Below are 18,887 nucleotides of genomic sequence, written 5' to 3' on the forward strand. Positions count from 1 at the left end.
TGCATATTCGGGCACGCCTCAACGGGTGCCGCGATAGCGTCCGGCGTCTCGCCGGTTGCATGCAGGGCGGCCGTTTTATTCCGGCACAACTTTGGCGAGAGGGTGCGCGCGGTCGTAAGCGATCGGTTAACCGTATCCGCCGATGGTCCGTCGCTGCGGGCGGGCCGACCCTCTCGATCACCCGCGACCGGCTTCCTGCCGGCTCCCGCATCGCGGCCGGCCGCCTCGCCCGGTGGAGACAGCCGTCCATCCATGCTCAGCCACGACGAACGGAGCCGGAGAACCTTCGGCAGGCGCCGGACTCCGGAGGGGATGGCCGGTCTTCCGGCGAGCCTTCCCGGCCCGGCATCGCATCCTGCGCGGCCGAGGCGGGCCGCCGGGCCCCTGCCCTGGACCCTGCGCATGGCGGGACTCGTCGGGCTCCTCACGGTGGTTGGCGCCTACCAGCTCGCGCGGCTCAGCCGGCCCGATGCGGCACCGATGGCCGCCGCGGTCGCCGCTGTGGCGGGACCGGCCCATCCGGGGATCGCGGATCCGCAGACGACCGGCGCCCTCGCGGCATCGGAATTCGCCCGGTCCACCCGCCTGGATCCCTGCCTCGTGCCCGCATCCGACCGTCTCCGGCCCTGATCGAGGCCCGTTTTGGCGCCCGATCCCCTGTGCGTCGGCGGGCGCCATCACCATTGCGAGATTGACAAGTCGCGCCAGGGCCCTAACTGACATGCGTGATGCGCCCCGCGGCCCCGGGAGCGCCCGATCGCCCCGCGCGAGCCTTTCCCAGCCGTTGCCGCGACGGTGTCCTTCGCGCCGGCCGGGCGCGCAACGGTTCCTGAACGCAGATGCCTTTTTCCGACCTGGGACTGAGTGACAAAGTCCTGAACGCCGTCGAAGCGGCGGGTTATACCGAGCCGACGCCGATCCAGGCCGAGGCCATTCCCCACGTGCTGGCGCGTCGCGACGTCCTCGGCATCGCCCAGACGGGAACCGGCAAGACGGCGGCGTTCACGCTGCCGATGCTGACGCTTCTGGAGAACGGACGCGCCCGGGCCCGGATGCCCCGGACCCTGATCCTGGAACCGACCCGCGAACTGGCGGCCCAGGTGGTCGAGAATTTCGACCGCTACGGCACCAACCACAAGCTCAACGTGGCCCTGATCATCGGCGGCGTGTCCTTCGCCGACCAGGACGCCAAGCTGATGCGCGGCACGGACGTGCTGATCGCGACACCCGGTCGCCTCCTCGACCATTTCGAGCGCGGCAAGCTCCTGCTCACCGGCGTCGAGCTGCTCGTCATCGACGAGGCCGACCGCATGCTCGACATGGGGTTCATCCCCGATATCGAGCGCATCGTGAAGATGGTGCCGTTCACCCGGCAGACCCTATTCTTCTCCGCGACCATGCCGCCGGAGATCGAGCGGCTGGCGGACATGTTCCTGCACAACCCCCAGCGGGTCGAGGTCGCCCGTCCCGCCTCCACGGCCACGACGATCACCCAGCGCCTGGTCGCAACCGGCGCCGAGGGGCATGCCAAGCGCGAGCGCTTGCGCGACCTGATCCGCGGCGAGGCGGAACTCAAGAACGGGATCATCTTCTGCAACCGCAAGCGCGACGTCGCCCTGCTCCAGAAGTCCCTGGTCAGCCACGGCTTCGACGCCGCCGCCCTCCACGGTGACATGGATCAGCGGGCGCGGACCGCTGCCCTGGACGCGTTCCGCAACGGCGAGACCGCCCTGCTCGTCGCCAGCGACGTGGCGGCGCGCGGCCTCGATATCCCCGCCGTGAGCCACGTCTTCAACTTCGACGTGCCGCATCACCCCGAGGATTACGTCCACCGGATCGGCCGCACCGGCCGCGCGGGCCGGAGCGGCACGGCCTATACGCTGGTCGCCCCCGAGGACACGCGCTCCCTCGGCGCCATCGAGGCGCTGATCGGCCAGCCGATCCCCTGGCTGGACGGCGATCTGTCGACGGTGGCCGAGCCGTCCGGTGACACCGGGACGCGTCACCGCGGCCGGTCGGGCGAGGGCCGCCGCGGCGCGCGCTCCGCGAAGGCTGGCGACAAGGGCGGTGCTGCCCGGGGCGGTCGCGCGAGGAGCGGCGACGCCAGTCGCGGCGACGCCAAGGAGATCCGGAGCGCCGGCGAGGCCGAGGAGGCCCGGGAGGAGCGTCCGCGGGCACGCACCGGTCGCGGTGCGGCGGCCGCGCAGCGTCCGGAGGCACGCCAGGAGAGTCGTCAAGAGAGTCGGCAGGAGGGGCGCCAAGAGGCTCGCCCGGAGAGCCGTGCTGCGGGACGCACGACGGCGCGCGCCGGCGCGGCCGGGCGCGAGGAGCGCGGGCGCCGGAACGATGCGGACGGTGATACGCCCGTCGGTTTGGGTTCCCACGTCCCGGCATTTCTGCTTCGACCAGTGTTGGCGAAGAAAGAAAGGTAACAAGGGTCTTTTCGAGCTTAACAGTCCGGCTACCAGACTGCCGTATATCAAGTCAGGGTCGCGGCGCATGCGCGCCGATCGCCCGGGACCACGGGATACGGATGAGCCAGGAGACCTATTCGGACCGCGATCGCAGCTTCGCATTGGCGAAGCGCAGCCATGACCTGATCCGCGACTACGGCCCCTCCGCGACGCCGCGCGCCTACGCGGTCTGGTATGCCTACGTGTCGGGCGAGCTGCCGCTCCTCGCCGATGCCGTGAAGCGCCTCACCACCCAGAACGGCTGCCTCACCGAGAGCGACATCGACGATCTGCACGAGACCTATCTCGACGGGCGGCGCCTCGCGAGCACCACCGACGACGTCAGCCGCGTGGTCCTGAGCGAGATCGCGGCGGTCACCGAGATCCTGGACCTCTCCCTGGGCTCGACGGCGCAGTACAGCGAATCGCTGCGCGGCGTCGCCCAGGATCTCTCCCAGGGCCTTCCGAGCCGGGCGCGGTTCGGCGAGATCGTGGCGACCCTGGCCGCCACGACCCGGGAAGTCGCCGCCAACAACCGGATCCTCGAGGCCCGCATGCGCGAGACGCGCAGCGAGATCGAGACGCTGCGCGAGAAGCTCGATGCGAGCCGGCGCGAGAGCCTGACCGACGCCCTGACCGGGCTGGCGAACCGCAAGCATTTCGAGGAGACGCTGAAGGCGGCCATGGATTCGGCGCGGGCGCGCACCGATCCCATGAGCCTGATCATCCTCGACATCGATTTCTTCAAGCGCTTCAACGACCTGTACGGTCACCTCACGGGCGACCAGGTCCTGCGGCTCGTGGCGATCGTGATGCGCGAGAATGCCGGGAAGCAGGCGCAGCTCGCCCGGTTCGGCGGCGAGGAGTTCGGCATCATCCTCCCCGGAGCCGACCGCACCGTGGCCAAGCGGGTGGCCGAGACGGTCCGCACCAGCGTGATGGGGCGCGAACTGGTCAAGCGCTCGACCGGCGAGTCGCTCGGCAAGATCACCATCTCCCTGGGGGTCGCGGTGCTGTGCCCGGGGGATACGCCGGCCTCGCTGATGGAGCGGGCCGACCTGTGCATGTTCGCGGCCAAGCGCGCGGGCCGGAACCGCTTCCTGGACGATGCGGCCGAGTCGCTGTCGCAGGTGGCCTAGGGGCGCCGCGACGGCGCCCGCCCGCGGCGGAGCGCTTCGGGAGCGGGAGACCTCCGCGCCGGGGGCGCGGCCGGGCCGCCGCGCTCCCGGCGCCGACTGTGAGCGGGAGCCTCAGGCCGGCGCGGACAGGCGGTCCGCCGAGACCGGCGTGATCGCCACGGATTCTCCGCAACCGCAGGCCGAGGTCTGGTTCGGGTTGTTGAACACGAACTGCGACGCCAGCTTGGTGGTGGTGAAGTCCATCTCCGTGCCGAGCAGGAACAGCACCGCCTTCGGATCGACGAAGACGCGCACGCCGCGATCCTCGACCACGTCCTCGCCGGGCTTGACCGCCTCGGCATACTCCATCGTGTACGACATCCCGGCGCAGCCGCCGTTCCGGACACCGACGCGCAGACCGGCGATCGGCCGGTCGGCCTCCGCCATGATCGCCTTGATCCGATCGGCAGCCCGATCGGTCAGCGACAGAACCTTGAAGCTCGTGGACATTGTCATCCTCCCGCCCATCCGGGTTCAAGGCCCGGGGACGCGCATTCTGGCAGCCACAAGATAAGCATTGGGTCGGGGCCGGTCCACCGCGGCGGGAGCACACCGGCCCGGCAATCGACGCCTCAGGCCGACTCGCCGGTGAGCCGCGCGAAGGCCGCCAGATCGACGTTGCCGCCGCTGATCACCACGCCGACGCGCTTGTCCGTGACGTCCACGAGCCCGTGGAGCACCGCCGCCGCCGCGAGGCAGCCGGTCGGCTCGACCACGAGCTTCATCCGGCTGGCGAAGAACCGCATGGTCTCGACGAGCTGCGCGTCGGTGACGGTGAGGATGTCGGACACCCCCGCGCGGATGATCGCGAAGGTGAGGTCGCCCAGCGCCGTCGACTGCGCCCCGTCGGCGATGGTGCGGGGCACGGGAATCGTGACGATCCGGCCCTCGCGGAACGAGCGCTGCCCGTCATTGCCCGCCTCCGGCTCGACGCCGATCACCCGGCAGCCCGGCGACAGCTCCGCCGCGGCCAGCGCGCAGCCCGCGAGCTGGCCGCCGCCGCCCAGGCAGGCCACCAGCATGTCGAGGGGGCCGACCGTCTCGATCAGCTCCTGAGCCAGGGTCCCCTGCCCGGCGATGACGTCGGGATGATTGAAGGGAGGGATCAGCGTCAGGCCGCGGGCCTGCGCGATCTCCCGGCCGAGCGCCTCGCGATCCTGGCTGTAGCGGTCGTACAGGACCACCTCGGCGCCGTAGCCGCGCGTGGCGGCGATCTTCGCGGCGGGGGCGTCGCCCGGCATGATGATGGTGGCGGGGGCGCCGAGCAACCGGCTCGCCAGCGCGATCGCCTGGGCGTGGTTGCCGGAGGAATACGTGATCACCCCGCGGGCGCGGGCCGCCTCCGGAAGGGCGCTGATCGCGTTGTAGGCCCCGCGGAACTTGAAGGCGCCGGCCCGTTGCAGGTTCTCCGCCTTGAAGAACAGCCAGCCGCCGGTCATCGCGTCCGCGGTGCGCGAGGTCAGGACCGGCGTGCGATGAGCGGCCCCGGCGATCCGCTCCGCGGCGCGGGCCACATCGGCGAAGGTGGGAAGGCCGCCGGCCGCGTCGATGGGGTCGCCCTGCATCGTGTCCTGCATCGCGTTTCGCATCGCTCCTGCGCCGGTCGTGCCGGACGTCATAGGGCCGTTTCGGTCCGTGCGCATCCGGCCCGGTCCACATGCGGAAGCGGAGCCATTCGGCCCTTCGCCGCTTATCCCCGCAGCGACGTCTTGGCAGGAACGCTGGGGGGCGGCATCGCCATGCGGATCGAGACCATGTGCAGACCTGCAATCCGGCCGGCGGTCGGCGGGGTGGCGTCATGAGCGCCCGGGATCAGGCCTCCGGCGATGCGGCGACCGAGGTCACATTCCGGGGCCGCGGGCTGGCCCTGCAATCCGGTCGGCGCCTGATCCTGCTCGTCTGCCCGCTCTGTTCGCAGCGCAACGCACAGCGCGGCGCCGAGCGCGGCATCTGCGAGTGGTGCGCTTACGTCCCCTCGCCGGATCAGGCCGAGCCGGTGGATCGGCTGCGCCGCTGACGGGCGTTCCGGTGTCGGCGCGGATCGCCATCGCCTTGCGCAACCTCAGCATTTGTTTTTGAGTTTTATCTATTTATGGTTGCCGAACCGCCGCGCGCTCCCACATTCCCGTGGACGCTCGACTGGAGGGACCATGCAACCTTCCGAATGCTGCATCTTCCGGATGACCCTCGCGTCCGTACTCGGCAGCTGCATCACGCTGCTGCTCGTCCGGGGGCTCGATCCCATCGCGGCGCTGCTCCTGATCCCCGTCGGCGGCAGTACGGCGACGGTCGCGGTGATCCTCCTGTTTCAGCTGGTGAGCCTGACGCGCGCGGCGGCACCCGGTTCGGACTGACGGGCCCGTGCCGGCCTGGGCCGGACCGGAGCCCGACCCGAGCCCGGCTTCCCACTGCCGGATCAGGTGTGAATCACCTTGCCGTAGGCGTCGAGCACGCTCTCGTGCATCATCTCGCTGAGCGTCGGGTGCGGGAACACCGTGTGCATCAGCTCCTCCTCGGTGCTCTCCAGGTTCATCGCCACCACGTAGCCCTGGATCAGCTCGGTCACCTCGGCGCCGACCATGTGGGCGCCGAGCAGCTGGCCGGTCTTGGCATCGAACACGGTCTTGATCAGCCCGTCCGGCTCGCCCAGCGCGATCGCCTTGCCGTTGCCCGCGAAGGGGAAGCGGCCGACCTTCACGGCAAAGCCCTGCTCCTTGGCCTTGGCCTCGGTCAGGCCGACGCTGGCGATCTGCGGCTGGCAATAGGTGCAGCCCGGGATCTTGGCCTTGTCCATCGGGTGGGTGTGCAGGCCCTTGATCGTCTCGATGCAGATGACGCCCTCGTGCTCCGCCTTGTGGGCGAGCATCGGCGGGCCGGCGACGTCGCCGATCGCGTAGAGGCCGGGCACGTTGGTGCGGCCGAGCCCGTCCGTCACCACGATCCCACGGTCGATCTTCACCCCGAGCTTCTCCAGCCCGATATTCTCGATGTTGCCGACCACGCCCACCGCCGAGATCAGCTTCTCCGCGGTGATCTGCTGGGTCTTGCCGTCACCGCCCTCGATGGTCGCCGTGACCGAATCCGCGCCCTTCTCGACCTTCGTGACCTTGGCGCCGGTGAGGATCTTGATCCCCTGCTTCTCGAAGCGCTTGCGGGCGAGGCCTGCGATCTCGGCATCCTCCACGGGCAGGATCTGCGGCAGCAGCTCCACCACGGTCACCTCGGCGCCCATGGTGCGGTAGAACGAGGCGAACTCGATGCCGATCGCGCCCGAGCCCATGACCAGCAGGCTCTTGGGCATCGTCTCGGGGACCATGGCCTCATAGTAAGTCCAGATCAGATTCTTGTCGGGCTCGATCCCGGGGATCGCCCGGGGCCGGGCGCCGGTCGCCACGATGATGTGCTTGGCTTTGTAGGTGCCGGCCCCCTTGGCGCCCTTCGGCGCCTCGGCGCGCTTGGTCTCCGTCACGGTGACCTGGCCGGGCTGGTTGCCCTGTGCGGCGCTGTCGACCGCGGCCTCGCCCCAGATCACGTCGACCTTGTTCTTCTTGAGCAGCATGCCGACGCCGCCGTTGAGCCGGCCCGAGACGCCGCGGGAGCGCTTCACGATGGCGGCGGTGTCGAACCCGACCTTTTCCGCCGTCAGCCCGTAATCACCGGCGTGCTGGAAGTAGTGGTAGATCTCGGCCGAGCGCAGCAGCGCCTTGGTGGGGATGCAGCCCCAGTTCAGGCAGATGCCGCCGAGATGCTCGCGGTCGACCACGGCGGTCTTGAACCCGAGCTGCGCCGCGCGGATCGCCGTGACGTAGCCGCCGGGCCCGGCGCCGATGATGAGGACGTCGTAGGTGTCGGACATCGTGTGCTCCGGCTCAGACCAGCATGCCCATCGGGTTCTCGATCAGCCCCTTGAAGGCCGAGACCAGCTCCGCGCCGAGCGCGCCGTCGAGGACGCGGTGGTCGCAGGACAGGGTGCAGGTCATGACCTGGACCACGGCCGGCGCCCCGTCCTTCACGACGACGCGCTTCTCGCCGGCGCCCACCGCCAGGATGCTCGATTGCGGCGGGTTGATCACCGCGGTGAAGTGCTTGATGCCGAACATGCCGAGGTTCGACACCGAGGTGACGCCGCCCTGGTACTCCTCGGGCTTCAGCTTCTTGGCGCGGGCCCGGGCGGCGAAGTCCTTCATCTCGTTGGAGATGGTCGAGAGCGTCTTCTCGTCCGCCCGGCGGATCACCGGGGTGAACAACCCGCCGTCGATGGCGACCGCGACGCCGACCTCGGCGTGCTTGAAGCGCAGGATCCGGTCCTCGGCCCAGACCGCGTTGGCGGCCGGCACGCGGGTGAGCGCGAGGCCCATCGCCTTGATGACGAAGTCGTTCACCGAGAGCTTGAAGGCGGGCTTCCCGTCCTTGTCCTTGGCCGCGGAGCCGTTGAGCGTCTCCCGCAGCTTCATCAGCGCGTCGAGCTCGCAATCCACCGTCAGGTAGAAGTGCGGGGCGACCTGCATCGCCTCGGTGAGGCGCTTGGCGATGGTCTTGCGCATGCCGTCGAGGGGCACCTCCTCGTAGGCATCCTTGGCGTAGAAGCCCTTGACCTGATCGGTCGTGAGGCCAGCCGGCGCGCCGCCCGCGGCGGCGGCCTTCGGGGCGGGGGTGGCCGCCTTCGGCGCCTCGGCGGCCTGGGGGGCGGCGGGCGCCTGGGTGGCCCCGGAGGCCTTCGCGGCCTGGACGTCCCGGGCGATGATGCGGCCGTGCGGGCCGCTGCCCTGGACGGCGCCGAGATCGACACCCTCCTGCTTGGCGATCCGCCGGGCGAGCGGCGAAGCGAAGACCCGTCCGCCCGTGCTGGCCTGCGGCGCCCCGCCGGGCTGCGCGCCTTCCGGCGCCGCGTTCACCCGCTCGTACCCCATGTGGCCGCCGCCGGGCGTGGTGTTCTGGTTGGCCGCCGAGGCGTCGGCCTTCGGCTCAGGCTTGGCGTCAGGCTTGGCCGCTCCGTTGGAGGCCGCCTTCGGCGCACCGCCGGCGGCGGCCGCCGACACGTCCTCGCCCTCGGCGGCGATGATGGCGATCAGGTCGTTGACCGGCACGTCCGCGGTGCCCTCGGGCACGAGGATCTTGGCGAGCACGCCCTCGTCGATGGCCTCCACCTCCATAGTGGCCTTGTCGGTCTCGATCTCGGCCAGCACGTCGCCGGACTTGACCGCGTCGCCCTCCTTCTTGAGCCACTTGGCGAGGTTGCCCTTCTCCATGGTCGGGGAGAGCGCGGGCATCAGCACGTTGATCGGCATGGCATCAGGTCTCGGGCAAGGCCGGGGCGGCCGGATCGTCGAAGGGAAAGAGGTCGTCGAGGGGGAACGGGACGGCGTCGAAGGGTGGAAGGGCCACGGCCTCGCCGCGCTGGACCGTGGCGAGGAGCACCCAACGCCCGTCCGCGAGGGCGAAGCCTTCCAGCACGCCCGCGGCTGGATCGAGCAGCCAGAGGTGACCGATCTTGGCCTCCGCATAGATGCGGCGCTTGCGGCCGCGGTCGAGGCGGACCGTGGAGGGCGAGAGGATCTCGCAGACCCAGTCCGGCGCGATCTCGATGTGGGCCGCTTCCAAGTCGGTCGGCGCCCGCTCCCGGCGCCAAGCCGCCAGATCCGGCACCACGACATGGGCACCCAGGTGGAGTTCCGGTTCAATCATGAAAATCCAGCCGCCGGGTCCGCCGCGTCCATAACGGAACGGGGTGCCCAGCAAGGTGGACAAATCGGACGCGGCCATCGCGTGCCGGGGCCGCGGCCGCGGATGCGTCTCCAGCACACCGTCGATGATCTCGGCGACGAGATGCGCGGGGACAGCCTCCAGATCCGCGTAGGTCGCCTGCCGGACAGCCGCCTCAGCCATGGTCGGCAGCCATCGCTAGTTGAGGCCGCCGGGGTCGAGCCCCTCGGCCTCCCAGCCCGCGCGGATGCGCTCGACCGCCTCCTCCTCCGACATGTCGGTCTCCAGCGCGTAGGCGCGGGCTGCCTGTCGGGCGAGATCGGCCAGGAGCCGGCCCCAGGTGGCCGGGTCGTCGAAGGAGCGGCGGAGGGCCACGCTCACCGCGCCGTCGACCACGGCGGCGCGCAGCACCTCGATGCCGCCCTGTTCGAGGGCGTCGGGCGGGATGGCGAGTTCGGCGAAGTCGCTGCTGGAATCTTGGCTCATGGCGCGCCGGCTGTTCCTTGGGCCCCCTGCCGGGACGGAGGCGGGGACATGCGCCCCGCCCGCGCGCCCGTCACTTGTAGCAGACGCTCTTGGCGGCCTCGACCACCTCCGCCACATTCGGCAGCGCCAGCTTCTCCAGATTCGCCGCGTAGGGCATCGGCACGTCCTTGCCGGTGATGCGCAGGACCGGCGCGTCCAGGAAATCGAAGGCGTCGACCATCAGGCGCGCCACGATCTCGGCGCCGACGCCGGATTGCGGGAAGCCCTCCTCGACGGTGATGCAGCGGCCGGTCTTCTTCACCGATTCCACCACCGTCTCGGTGTCCATCGGGCGGATCGTGCGCAGGTCGATCACCTCCGCCTCGATGCCCTGCTCGGCCAGGGCCTGCGCGGCCTTGAGGGCGTAGGTCATGCCGATCGCGAAGGACACGATGGTCACGTCGCTGCCGGTCCGGTGGATCCGCGCCTTGCCGATCGGCAGCACGAAGTCGTCGAGCTGCGGCACCGGGAAGGACTGCCCGTACAGGATCTCGTTCTCGAGGAAGATCACCGGGTTCGGGTCGCGGATCGCGGCCTTGAGCAGGCCCTTGGCGTCGGAGGCCGTGTAGGGCGCGATCACCTTGAGACCCGGCACGTTGGAGTACCACGCGGCGTAGTCGTGGCTGTGCTGGGCGGCGACGCGGGCGGCCGCGCCGTTCGGGCCGCGGAACACGATCGGGCAGCCGAGCTGGCCGCCGGACATGTACAGGGTCTTGGCCGCCGAGTTGATGATCTGGTCGATCGCCTGCATGGCGAAGTTGAAGGTCATGAACTCCACGATCGGCTTCAGCCCGGCGAGCGCCGCGCCGACGCCGATGCCGGCGAAGCCGTGCTCGGTGATCGGGGTGTCGACCACGCGCTTCGGTCCGAATTCCTGCAGCAGGTTCTGGGTGACCTTGTAGGCGCCCTGATACTCGGCGACCTCCTCGCCCATGACGAAGACGTCGCCGTCGCGGCGCATCTCCTCGGCCATGGCGTCACGCAGGGCCTCGCGGACCGTCTGGGTGACCATCGGCGTGTCGGCCGGGAACTCCTCCATCACCGGCTCTCGGGCCTTGTTGGTGATGACGGCCGGTGCCGCCGGCGCCTTCGGGGCGTCGTCGCCGGTCTTGGCGGCGGGCGCGGGTTTGTCGGCCATGCCCTCGGCCTGCATGTCGGGCGTCGGCGCCGGATGGCCGCCGGCGCCGTTGGGCTTCGCCCCGCCGCCGGACTGGACGCTCGCCGGATCCTCGCCCTCGCCGGCGATGACGGCGATCGGCGTGTTCACCGCGACGCCCTCGGTGCCCTCCGCGATCAGGATCTTGGCGAGCACGCCCTCGTCGATCGCCTCCACCTCCATGGTGGCCTTGTCGGTCTCGATCTCGGCCAGCACGTCGCCGGACTTGATCGGGTCGCCCTCTTTCTTCAGCCACTTGGCGAGCTTGCCCTCCTCCATGGTGGGCGAGAGGGCGGGCATCAGGATGTCGGTCGCCATGCTCAGCTCTGCGGTCGTCGTCTCGTTTGGGGGGCGGCCAGCGTCGTCGGCGACGCGCTCAGGCGTGCGCGTCCAGCAGGATGTCGGTCCACAGCTCGGACGGATCCGGCTCGGGATCGTTGGTGGCGAACTCGGCCGAGGCGTTCACCGTCTCGCGGACCTTGGCGTCGGTGGCCTTCAGCTCGGCTTCGGGCACGCCGTGCAGCTCGAGCAGGCGCTTGCGCACCATCTCGATCGGGTCGTGCTCGTCGCGCATCTTCGAGACCTCGTCCTTGGTCCGGTACTTGGCCGGATCGGACATGGAGTGGCCGCGATAGCGGTAGGTCTGCATCTCCAGGATGTAGGGCCCCTGGCCGCTGCGGGCGTGCTCGATCGCCCGGGTGGCGGCCTCGCGGACGGTGCGCACGTCCATACCGTCGACCTGCTCGCCCGGGATGCCGAAGGAGAGGCCGCGCTTCGAGAAGTCGGTCTGCGCCGAGGCCCGGGCCACCGAGGTGCCCATGGCGTAGCGGTTGTTCTCGATGACGTAGACGACCGGCAGCTTCCAGAGCGCCGCCATGTTGAAGCTCTCGTAGACCTGGCCCTGGTTGGCCGCGCCGTCGCCCATATAGGTCAGGCTGACCTTGCCGTTTTCCCGGTAATGGTCGGCGAAGGCGAGGCCCGTGCCCAGCGAGACCTGTGCGCCGACGATCCCGTGACCGCCGAAGAACTGATTCTCGCGGCTGAACATGTGCATCGAGCCGCCCTTGCCGCGGCTGTAGCCGCCGCGGCGGCCGGTCAGCTCGGCCATGACGCCCTTCGGGTCCATGCCGCAGGCCAGCATGTGGCCGTGGTCGCGGTAGCCGGTGATGACTTGGTCGCCCTCGACCGAGGCCATCTGCATGCCGATCACCACGGCCTCCTGGCCGATATAGAGGTGGCAGAAGCCGCCGATCAGGCCCATGCCGTAGAGCTGGCCGGCCTTCTCCTCGAAGCGCCGGATCAGCAGCATCTCGTGGTAGGCGTGGAGATCCTCGTCCCGGGTGAATTGCGGCATGTTGGGCGCCGGCTTGTGCGCCTCGGCCGCCTGAGGGCTCGCGGCCTGCGATTGGGAGGACGAAGCGTCCTTGGCAGGCTCCTTGGCGGCGTCCATCGGCGCTCTCCCCGTGATTCCACGCGACGTGGTGGGGGTGTAGGACAGCGAGGATTGGAAAGCGAGGGCTGCCGCTCTGACAGGAAGCCGCTCTTGTCAGAGGACTTTCGGGGCGGGCTCCCGGGGCCCGGCGGCGATCAGGGCGTGATGATGACCACGTCGTTGGCGTGGACCCGGCCGAGCACGATCCGCGCCCGTTCCTCCAGGAGGTCGCGGTCGATCTGGTCGCTCTTCAGCAGCGCGACCCGGTGCTCCCAGGTGGCGCGCTCGGCCCGCACGGCGGCGAGTTCCTGATTGAGGCCGTAGGCGCGGATTTTCAGCGCCTTCTTGGCTTCGAGTCCGCGGTTGCCGCTCTCGGCCTGCCATACGAAATAGCCGACCACGAGCGCCGACAGGGTCCAGAGACCCAGCGGCAACACAACCATTCTGACTCGGCGGCGCACGACCATGGCGCGACCCTCGCGCGGAAAGGTTAATGGTTCTTTGCGATCGTGCCGCGACAGGGTCGGGGCGCGATCGGCACGGACAGGGGCGAGGCTGAGGGATGGACCTGACGCATCTGGGACGCTGGGTCGCCGCGCACGCAACGGCGACCGACGACCACGACAGCCTGCTCTCCGGTTTCTGCGAGGCGCTGGTCGGTGCGGGCATCCCCGTCTGGCGGGTCAGCGTCATGGCCCCGGCCCTCGATCCGACCCTGCGCGGCGTCAGCCTGAACTGGCATGCGGGCGAGGGGCTGTCCTTCGTGGCCAACGCCCACGGTGCCGACGAGGAGAGCGACTGGCTCCTGAGCCCCGTCTACGCGCTGGTGGAGAAGGGCGAGACCTTCGGCCGCTGGCGCCTCGACGCGCCCGAGCTGGAGACGGACTTTCCGGTCCTGAAGGCCCTCGGGGCACAGGGCGGCGTCGATTACGTGCTGCACATCGTCGAGTTTGCGCCCGGCACTGCGCTGCGCGGCATCGCGGTGTCGTTCTGCACCCGCGGCGCCGGCGGCTTCACCGAGGCGCACCTGTCGGCCATCGCCGACGTCCTGCCGTTCCTGACGCTGGCGATCGCCAAGATGAGCTTGGCCCACACGTTCCGCGAGGTGTCGGCGACCTATCTCGGCCGTTCCACCGCCGAACGGGTGCTCGACGGCCAGATCCGGCGGGGCGAGGGGCGGGCCATTCCGGCCGCCATCCTGCTGACGGACCTGCGCGGCTTCACGGCGCTGGCCGACCGGGTCGATCCGGCCGACATGGTCACGTGGCTCAACGAGCATTTCGACGCGCTGGGCGACCCGGTGGCGCGGCACGGCGGCGAGATCCTGAAATTCCTGGGTGACGGGTTCCTGGCCATCTTCCCGGTGCCGGACGCCGACACCCTCCCCTGCCCGGTCTGCGGCGGCGCCCTGGATGCCGCGACCGAGGGGCTCGCCGCCAACGCGGCGCTCAACGACCGCCGTCGCGCCGCGGGTCTGCCGGAGCTGCCGGCCGAGTGCGTCGTGCATTTCGGGACGGTCATCTACGGCAATGTCGGGACCGAGCGGCGCCTCGACTTCACGATCATCGGGCGGGCGGTCAACGAGGCCAGCCGGATCGAGAGCCAGTGCGCGGCCCTCGGCCATGCGCTCCTGGTCTCGGATTCCTTCGCCGAGCGGTGCGCCCGGCGGCTGGAGCCTGTCGGGACGATCGAGTTGCGGGGCCTGTCGCGGCCGATGCGGGTCTGGACCGTGCCGGCGGAGCCGTCCGATGCCGCGTCGGCCTGAGGCGGCGCAGGCTGCGGGGCCCGGAAGACCGGCCTCCCCCCGTCCTGCCGCCGCCCTCAGAACAGCGCACAGCTCCGCTGCAGCACCAGCCCGACGGCGCCCTGGGCGAAGTGCTCCCGGTACTCTTCCTTGATGCTGCGCAGGGCCGCGACCGCCTCGGGCGTCGCCCCGGTGACGATGAGGACGATGCGGGCAGCCTCATGCACGCGCCGTCCGTCCGGCCCGCGCCACTGGCCCCGACCGGAGAACACCGTCAGCCCGTCCGGGAAGCGGGGGGTGATCCGCTCGGCCAGAAACCGGTCGAAGGCCCGCTGCGGGATGAGGCCGCCATCCGGCCGCGACAGGCCGAACAGCAGTTGCGCGCTGAGCGTCGGACGTGCGCCGTCGCAGAGCGGGTCGGCACAGGCTGGGCCGGCCGCTCCGAGGGTGAGCAGGCCGGTCAGCAGGATCCGCCGGATCAGCGCCGGGCGAGCTGCTTGAGCGCCGCCGGGCCGGCATAGAGCGCCTGCGGGCCCAGGCCTTCCTCGATGCGGATCAGCTGGTTGTACTTGGCCAGTCTGTCCGAGCGGGCGAGCGAGCCGGTCTTGATCTGCCCGCAATTGGTGGCGACCGCGAGGTCGGCGATGGTCGAATCCTCGGTCTCGCCGGAACGGTGCGACATCACCGCGGTGTAGCCGGCGCGCTGGGCCATATCGACCGCCGCCAGGGTCTCGGTGAGCGAGCCGATCTGGTTGACCTTGATCAGGATCGAGTTGGCCGTGCCCTCCGCGATGCCGCGGGACAGGCGCTCGACGTTGGTGACGAACAGGTCGTCGCCCACGAGCTGGCACTGCGCGCCGATCTTGTCGGTCAGGAGCTTCCAGCCGGCCCAGTCGTCCTCCGACATGCCGTCCTCGATGGAGACGATCGGATAGGTGGCGACGAGCTGCGCGAGGTAATCGACCTGCGCCTCGATGGTGCGGGTCTTCCCCTCGCCCTCGTAGGCGTAGGCGCCGTCCTTGAAGAACTCGGTGGCGGCGCAGTCGAGCGCCAGGGCCATGTCCTGGCCGGGCTTGAAGCCGGCGGCGCTGATCGCCTCCATCACGAAGTCGAGAGCGGCCTCGGCGGACGGCAGGTTCGGAGCGAAGCCGCCTTCGTCGCCGACATTGGTGTTGTGACCGGCCTTCTTCAGCTTGCCCTTGAGGGTGTGGAACACCTCGGAGCCCATGCGCACGGCCTCGGCGAGCGAATCGGCGCCCACCGGCATGATCATGAATTCCTGGAAGTCGATCGGGTTGTCGGCATGCGCCCCGCCGTTGATGATGTTCATCATCGGCACCGGCAGCACCCGGCCCTGCACGCCGCCGACGTAGCGGTAGAGCGGCAGGCCGGACGCCTCGGCCGCGGCCTTCGCCACCGCCAGCGAGACGCCCAGGATCGCGTTGGCGCCGAGCCGCGCCTTGTTGGGCGTGCCGTCGAGCTCGATCATCGCCTCGTCGACCGCGACCTGATCCTCGGCCTCCATGCCGCCGATCGCGTCGAGGATCTCGGTCTGGGCCGCCTCGACCGCCTTGAGGACGCCCTTGCCGAGGAACCGATTCTTGTCGCCGTCGCGCAGCTCCACGGCCTCGTGGGCGCCGGTGGAGGCGCCCGACGGCACCGCGGCGCGGCCGAAGGAGCCGTCCTCCAGGATGACGTCGACTTCGACCGTGGGGTTGCCGCGGCTGTCGAGAATCTCGCGGGCGCTGATATTGGTGATCGCGGTCATGGAACGTCCTCTCGCGGGGGCCGCGGGTCGGTGGCCGCGCCCAAATCAGAGGGTGCGGCGCATCGCGGCGGCTTATCCGTCAAGCGGCGGCCGGCGGCAAGCGTCGGGACGGGCGGCGCACAGCCCGGTCCACCCGGGAAAGCGTCGCGGATCAGACAGATGCGCGCGGCGCCGACAGGCTTTATATGCCCGCCATGACCTCCGCCAACGACCTCCAGCTCGGCCAGCCGACGCCCTTCCCCACCTCCCCCGAGGAGGCGCGACTCGACCGGGTCCCGAACCCGCACGCGGACACCGACTACGTCGCCCGGTTCACCGCGCCCGAATTCACCTCGATCTGCCCGGTCACCGGGCAGCCGGATTTCGCGATCCTGGTGATCGACTACGTGCCCGGCGACTGGCTCGTGGAGTCGAAGTCGCTGAAGCTCTACCTCGGCTCATTCCGCAACCACGGCGCGTTCCACGAGGATTGCACCGTGGCGATCGGCAAGCGGCTGCGCGACCTTCTGGAGCCGCGCTACCTGCGCATCGGCGGCTTCTGGTATCCCCGCGGCGGCATCCCGATCGACGTGTTCTGGCAGACGGGCGAGCTGCCGAAGAACGCGTGGCTGCCGGATCCGGGCGTGCCGCCCTACCGCGGACGCTGACCGGCCAAACGAAAAGGGCGACCGGCTCGCGCCGGTCGCCCCCGATCCATCCGGATCTCAGATCTCAGTAGCCATAGCCGTAATAGCCGTAGCCTGGAGCCGCGTAGCCGTAGCCGCCGTAGACCGGGGCGTAGCCGTAGCCGTAGGACGGGGCGTAGCCGTAGCCACCGCCGTAGTAGCTGTCGCGGGCCGCGCCGGCGGCGATCGCACCGGCGGCGAGGCCGGCGATGCCGAGGCCGATGGCGGCACCGGTGCCGATGCCGCGGCGGCCGCGGTAGTAGCCGTGGCCGTAGCCGCCGTAACCACCGTGGTAGCCCCACGGACGCGCCTCGGCGCCCGTCGTAGCGGCGACGCTGCCAATGGCCATGGCGGCGGCGGTGGCGATGATACCGATCTTGCGCATAGTGTTCCTTCTCGATCCTCGATCGAACATGCCCGATAACGTTGTCGCCCCGATACCGTTCCAGATCTCGCCCGGAGTTTTGGTGCGTATGCGCACACAGTCTGGATCCTGAACCGTTGTTCATCGGCGCTCGCGCCGCCGTGATTGCGGTCAAGCTTGAGCGTTCGCCTGTGGAGCACGCCCGAACTCTTGCGAAGAGCCTGGCGCGGCCGCGGCCGCGGCCGGCGACGGCCGGGGCTCGAGGGCGGCGCATTGGCGATCGGCCGGGCCCGGCGGCGGAAATCCGCCCTCCTCCGGGGCGGTCGTGCTACGGCTCCGTCCGGAGGACCGACGATGGATGCCTGGACCCTAATTCGCGACAGCTTCGCGCCCCTGCCCGGCAAGCGGATCCTCGACATCGGCTGCGGGCCCGGGGCGCTCGCGCGCCGGCTGGTTGACGCCGGCGCGGCGGTCACCGGCATCGACCCCGGTGGGGCGGCGCTCGCCCGGGCGCGGGAGACCGTGTCGGAGGCGCGCTTCGAATCCGCGACCGGCGAGGCCCTGCCCTTCCCCGATGCCGGTTTCGACGGCGCCGTGATGCTGAACGCCCTGCACCACGTGCCGGACCCGGCGGCCGCCCTCGCCGAGGCGGCGCGCGTGCTGGTCCCGGGCGGCCGGCTCGTCGTGGTGGAGCCCCTGGCGGAGGGCAGCTTCTTCGACGCCCTGCGGCCGATCGAGGACGAGACGGCGGTCCGGGCCGCGGCCCAGGCGGCCATCGCCGACGCCCTGGCCCGCCGCGCCTACGCGTGCCGCCGCGACGTGACCGTCGAGCGGCGGGAGCACTTCGACTCCCTCGACGCCTTCCTCGCCCGCGTCAGCGCCGTGGACCCGGCCCGCGCGGCGACCATTCGGGACCGGCGCCCCGTGATCGCGGAGGCTTTCCACAAGGCGGCCGCGCGCGAGGCGGACGGGCGGTTCGGCCTCGTCCAGCCCCTGCGGATCCACGTGCTGGAGCCGGAGGCCGCCTGAGCCGCTCAGGCGGTCCGGCGCTTGGCGAGGCGGTCGAAGGCGAGGAGTTCCTCGAGCAGCGCCGGCAGGTCCTTCAGCGCCACCATGTTGGGGCCGTCCGAGGGGGCCCGGTCCGGGTCGGGGTGCGTCTCGATGAACACGCCCGCCACGCCCACCGCCACGGCGGCGCGGGCGAGGACGGCGACGAATTCCCGCTGGCCGCCGGAACTCGCCCCCTGGCCGCCGGGCTGCTGCACCGAGTGGGTGGCGTCGAACACCACCGGCGCGCCCTGCGTGACCTGCGCCATGATCGGCAGGCTGCGCATGTCCGAGACCAGGGTGTTGTAGCCGAAGGAGGCGCCGCGCTCGGTGACGATGACGTTGGGATTGCCGGCCTCCGTCACCTTGGCGGCGACGTGCTTCATGTCCCAGGGCGCCAGGAACTGACCCTTCTTGATGTTGACCGCCCGGCCGGTCGCGGCCGCGGCCAGCAGCAGATCGGTCTGGCGGCACAGGAAGGCGGGGATCTGGAGCACGTCCACCGCCTCGGCGGCGGGGGCGCATTGCTCGGCGGCGTGCACGTCGGTCAGCACCGGCAGCCCGAGGGTTTCGCGGATCTCGGCGAAGACCGGGAGCGCCCCGTCGAGGCCGATGCCCCGGGCGGCGCTGCCGGAGGTGCGGTTGGCCTTGTCGAAGGAGGTCTTGAACACGAGACCGACGCCGAGGCCCGCGGCCATCTCCTTGAGGGCGGCGGCGATCTCCAGGGCGTGCTGGCGCCCTTCGAGCTGGCATGGGCCGGCGATCAGCGTCAGCGGCAGGTGGTTGGCGAAGCGCACGCCGCCGACTTGGACGACGGGGCCGGGTGTCTCGATCTGCGACATGCGGGCCGGT

Annotated in this window: 21 protein-coding genes; 8 read left to right on the top strand and 13 right to left on the bottom strand. The window is 70.6% G+C overall.

Features of this window, described 5'->3' with window-relative positions:
- Positions 1-402: 402 nt before the first annotated feature.
- The 3 genes from A3862_RS32240 (at position 403) to A3862_RS26095 (ending at position 3,592) form a co-directional block, all read left to right on the top strand.
- Positions 403-630, top strand: a complete 228-nt coding sequence (locus tag A3862_RS32240; protein ID WP_236961534.1) for a hypothetical protein — start codon at positions 403-405, stop codon at positions 628-630.
- Positions 631-839: 209 nt separating this feature from the next.
- Entirely contained in the window at positions 840-2,432 is a 1,593-nt protein-coding gene (locus A3862_RS26090) for a DEAD/DEAH box helicase (protein ID WP_043756109.1), read from the top strand.
- A gap of 101 nt (positions 2,433-2,533) precedes the next feature.
- Positions 2,534-3,592 (top strand): GGDEF domain-containing protein, encoded by a 1,059-nt coding sequence (locus A3862_RS26095; RefSeq protein ID WP_043356236.1) that lies wholly within the window; start codon positions 2,534-2,536, stop codon positions 3,590-3,592.
- A gap of 111 nt (positions 3,593-3,703) precedes the next feature.
- On the opposite strand, the gene A3862_RS26100 is transcribed toward A3862_RS26095, so the two are convergent.
- Both A3862_RS26100 and A3862_RS26105 read right to left on the bottom strand, forming a co-directional pair.
- Positions 3,704-4,081, bottom strand: coding sequence for a HesB/IscA family protein (locus A3862_RS26100; RefSeq protein WP_043356239.1), 378 nt, complete (start codon positions 4,079-4,081; stop codon positions 3,704-3,706).
- A gap of 122 nt (positions 4,082-4,203) precedes the next feature.
- Entirely contained in the window at positions 4,204-5,220 is a 1,017-nt protein-coding gene (locus A3862_RS26105; protein WP_442919046.1) for a threo-3-hydroxy-L-aspartate ammonia-lyase, read from the bottom strand.
- A 209-nt stretch (positions 5,221-5,429) separates the two neighbouring features.
- Here A3862_RS26105 and A3862_RS26110 point away from each other — a divergent pair, with 209 nt between their 5' ends.
- Complete coding sequence (locus tag A3862_RS26110) at positions 5,430-5,648, top strand: hypothetical protein (protein WP_051045078.1); 219 nt, start codon at positions 5,430-5,432, stop codon at positions 5,646-5,648.
- Between the two features lie 133 nt (positions 5,649-5,781).
- Entirely contained in the window at positions 5,782-5,985 is a 204-nt protein-coding gene (locus A3862_RS26115) for a hypothetical protein (RefSeq protein ID WP_043356243.1), read from the top strand.
- 62 nt (positions 5,986-6,047) lie between these two features.
- Here the strand turns inward: A3862_RS26115 and lpdA are convergent, their stop codons facing one another.
- From lpdA to A3862_RS26150, 7 genes are all read right to left on the bottom strand, one after another.
- A complete protein-coding gene (lpdA, locus tag A3862_RS26120) occupies positions 6,048-7,487 on the bottom strand; it encodes a dihydrolipoyl dehydrogenase (RefSeq protein WP_053610584.1) in 1,440 nt (479 codons plus the stop codon).
- A 13-nt stretch (positions 7,488-7,500) separates the two neighbouring features.
- Positions 7,501-8,919 carry a pyruvate dehydrogenase complex dihydrolipoamide acetyltransferase gene (locus A3862_RS26125; RefSeq protein ID WP_053610583.1) on the bottom strand — a complete coding sequence of 473 codons (1,419 nt, stop codon included), beginning with the start codon at positions 8,917-8,919 and terminating at the stop codon, positions 7,501-7,503.
- 4 nt (positions 8,920-8,923) lie between these two features.
- Positions 8,924-9,517: a Uma2 family endonuclease gene (locus tag A3862_RS26130; RefSeq protein WP_043756099.1), complete on the bottom strand. Its 594-nt coding sequence runs from the start codon at positions 9,515-9,517 to the stop codon at positions 8,924-8,926.
- A 15-nt stretch (positions 9,518-9,532) separates the two neighbouring features.
- Positions 9,533-9,820 (bottom strand): DUF5076 domain-containing protein, encoded by a 288-nt coding sequence (locus A3862_RS26135; RefSeq protein WP_043356258.1) that lies wholly within the window; start codon positions 9,818-9,820, stop codon positions 9,533-9,535.
- 70 nt (positions 9,821-9,890) lie between these two features.
- A complete protein-coding gene (locus tag A3862_RS26140) occupies positions 9,891-11,333 on the bottom strand; it encodes a pyruvate dehydrogenase complex E1 component subunit beta (protein ID WP_043356260.1) in 1,443 nt (480 codons plus the stop codon).
- A 58-nt stretch (positions 11,334-11,391) separates the two neighbouring features.
- Positions 11,392-12,465 (bottom strand): pyruvate dehydrogenase (acetyl-transferring) E1 component subunit alpha, encoded by a 1,074-nt coding sequence (pdhA, locus tag A3862_RS26145; protein ID WP_111474108.1) that lies wholly within the window; start codon positions 12,463-12,465, stop codon positions 11,392-11,394.
- A gap of 137 nt (positions 12,466-12,602) precedes the next feature.
- Complete coding sequence (locus A3862_RS26150) at positions 12,603-12,914, bottom strand: FtsB family cell division protein (protein WP_043356265.1); 312 nt, start codon at positions 12,912-12,914, stop codon at positions 12,603-12,605.
- A 95-nt stretch (positions 12,915-13,009) separates the two neighbouring features.
- Here A3862_RS26150 and A3862_RS26155 point away from each other — a divergent pair, with 95 nt between their 5' ends.
- Positions 13,010-14,212 carry an adenylate/guanylate cyclase domain-containing protein gene (locus A3862_RS26155; protein ID WP_043756096.1) on the top strand — a complete coding sequence of 401 codons (1,203 nt, stop codon included), beginning with the start codon at positions 13,010-13,012 and terminating at the stop codon, positions 14,210-14,212.
- Positions 14,213-14,268: 56 nt separating this feature from the next.
- Here the strand turns inward: A3862_RS26155 and A3862_RS32245 are convergent, their stop codons facing one another.
- Both A3862_RS32245 and eno read right to left on the bottom strand, forming a co-directional pair.
- A complete protein-coding gene (locus A3862_RS32245; RefSeq protein ID WP_236962139.1) occupies positions 14,269-14,673 on the bottom strand; it encodes a DUF3574 domain-containing protein in 405 nt (134 codons plus the stop codon).
- Positions 14,670-15,959 carry a phosphopyruvate hydratase gene (gene eno, locus A3862_RS26165; RefSeq protein WP_043356273.1) on the bottom strand — a complete coding sequence of 430 codons (1,290 nt, stop codon included), beginning with the start codon at positions 15,957-15,959 and terminating at the stop codon, positions 14,670-14,672. Before eno ends, A3862_RS32245 begins: the two co-directional genes overlap by 4 nt.
- A gap of 194 nt (positions 15,960-16,153) precedes the next feature.
- On the opposite strand from eno, the gene queF reads away from it, so the two are divergent.
- Positions 16,154-16,606, top strand: coding sequence for a preQ(1) synthase (gene queF / locus A3862_RS26170; RefSeq protein ID WP_043386379.1), 453 nt, complete (start codon positions 16,154-16,156; stop codon positions 16,604-16,606).
- Positions 16,607-16,670: 64 nt separating this feature from the next.
- On the opposite strand, the gene A3862_RS26175 is transcribed toward queF, so the two are convergent.
- A complete protein-coding gene (locus tag A3862_RS26175) occupies positions 16,671-17,009 on the bottom strand; it encodes a hypothetical protein (RefSeq protein ID WP_043756095.1) in 339 nt (112 codons plus the stop codon).
- 333 nt (positions 17,010-17,342) lie between these two features.
- On the opposite strand from A3862_RS26175, the gene A3862_RS26180 reads away from it, so the two are divergent.
- Positions 17,343-18,017, top strand: coding sequence for a class I SAM-dependent methyltransferase (locus A3862_RS26180; protein WP_043756094.1), 675 nt, complete (start codon positions 17,343-17,345; stop codon positions 18,015-18,017).
- Between the two features lie 5 nt (positions 18,018-18,022).
- On the opposite strand, the gene kdsA is transcribed toward A3862_RS26180, so the two are convergent.
- Positions 18,023-18,877 carry a 3-deoxy-8-phosphooctulonate synthase gene (gene kdsA, locus A3862_RS26185; RefSeq protein WP_043756093.1) on the bottom strand — a complete coding sequence of 285 codons (855 nt, stop codon included), beginning with the start codon at positions 18,875-18,877 and terminating at the stop codon, positions 18,023-18,025.
- Positions 18,878-18,887: the final 10 nt, after the last annotated feature.

The organism is Methylobacterium sp. XJLW (genome assembly GCF_003254375.1).
Lineage (GTDB): Bacteria > Pseudomonadota > Alphaproteobacteria > Rhizobiales > Beijerinckiaceae > Methylobacterium > Methylobacterium fujisawaense.

What these genes read in the sequence shown, in the direction of transcription:
- A3862_RS26130 (WP_043756099.1), bottom strand. Translation starts at nt 9,517, where the DNA reads ATGGCTGAGGCGGCTGTCCGGCAGGCGACCTACGCGGATCTGGAGGCT.
- A3862_RS26100 (WP_043356239.1), bottom strand. Translation starts at nt 4,081, where the DNA reads ATGTCCACGAGCTTCAAGGTTCTGTCGCTGACCGATCGGGCTGCCGAT.
- A3862_RS26115 (WP_043356243.1), top strand. Translation starts at nt 5,782, where the DNA reads ATGCAACCTTCCGAATGCTGCATCTTCCGGATGACCCTCGCGTCCGTA.
- A3862_RS26135 (WP_043356258.1), bottom strand. Translation starts at nt 9,820, where the DNA reads ATGAGCCAAGATTCCAGCAGCGACTTCGCCGAACTCGCCATCCCGCCC.
- A3862_RS26175 (WP_043756095.1), bottom strand. Translation starts at nt 17,009, where the DNA reads ATGCGCAAGATCGGTATCATCGCCACCGCCGCCGCCATGGCCATTGGC.
- A3862_RS26150 (WP_043356265.1), bottom strand. Translation starts at nt 12,914, where the DNA reads ATGGTCGTGCGCCGCCGAGTCAGAATGGTTGTGTTGCCGCTGGGTCTC.
- A3862_RS26180 (WP_043756094.1), top strand. Translation starts at nt 17,343, where the DNA reads ATGGATGCCTGGACCCTAATTCGCGACAGCTTCGCGCCCCTGCCCGGC.
- A3862_RS26105 (WP_442919046.1), bottom strand. Translation starts at nt 5,220, where the DNA reads ATGCGAAACGCGATGCAGGACACGATGCAGGGCGACCCCATCGACGCG.
- A3862_RS32240 (WP_236961534.1), top strand. Translation starts at nt 403, where the DNA reads ATGGCGGGACTCGTCGGGCTCCTCACGGTGGTTGGCGCCTACCAGCTC.
- eno (WP_043356273.1), bottom strand. Translation starts at nt 15,959, where the DNA reads ATGACCGCGATCACCAATATCAGCGCCCGCGAGATTCTCGACAGCCGC.
- kdsA (WP_043756093.1), bottom strand. Translation starts at nt 18,877, where the DNA reads ATGTCGCAGATCGAGACACCCGGCCCCGTCGTCCAAGTCGGCGGCGTG.
- A3862_RS26095 (WP_043356236.1), top strand. Translation starts at nt 2,534, where the DNA reads ATGAGCCAGGAGACCTATTCGGACCGCGATCGCAGCTTCGCATTGGCG.
- A3862_RS26155 (WP_043756096.1), top strand. Translation starts at nt 13,010, where the DNA reads ATGGACCTGACGCATCTGGGACGCTGGGTCGCCGCGCACGCAACGGCG.
- queF (WP_043386379.1), top strand. Translation starts at nt 16,154, where the DNA reads ATGACCTCCGCCAACGACCTCCAGCTCGGCCAGCCGACGCCCTTCCCC.
- A3862_RS26140 (WP_043356260.1), bottom strand. Translation starts at nt 11,333, where the DNA reads ATGGCGACCGACATCCTGATGCCCGCCCTCTCGCCCACCATGGAGGAG.
- pdhA (WP_111474108.1), bottom strand. Translation starts at nt 12,465, where the DNA reads ATGGACGCCGCCAAGGAGCCTGCCAAGGACGCTTCGTCCTCCCAATCG.
- A3862_RS26090 (WP_043756109.1), top strand. Translation starts at nt 840, where the DNA reads ATGCCTTTTTCCGACCTGGGACTGAGTGACAAAGTCCTGAACGCCGTC.
- A3862_RS26125 (WP_053610583.1), bottom strand. Translation starts at nt 8,919, where the DNA reads ATGCCGATCAACGTGCTGATGCCCGCGCTCTCCCCGACCATGGAGAAG.
- A3862_RS26110 (WP_051045078.1), top strand. Translation starts at nt 5,430, where the DNA reads ATGAGCGCCCGGGATCAGGCCTCCGGCGATGCGGCGACCGAGGTCACA.
- lpdA (WP_053610584.1), bottom strand. Translation starts at nt 7,487, where the DNA reads ATGTCCGACACCTACGACGTCCTCATCATCGGCGCCGGGCCCGGCGGC.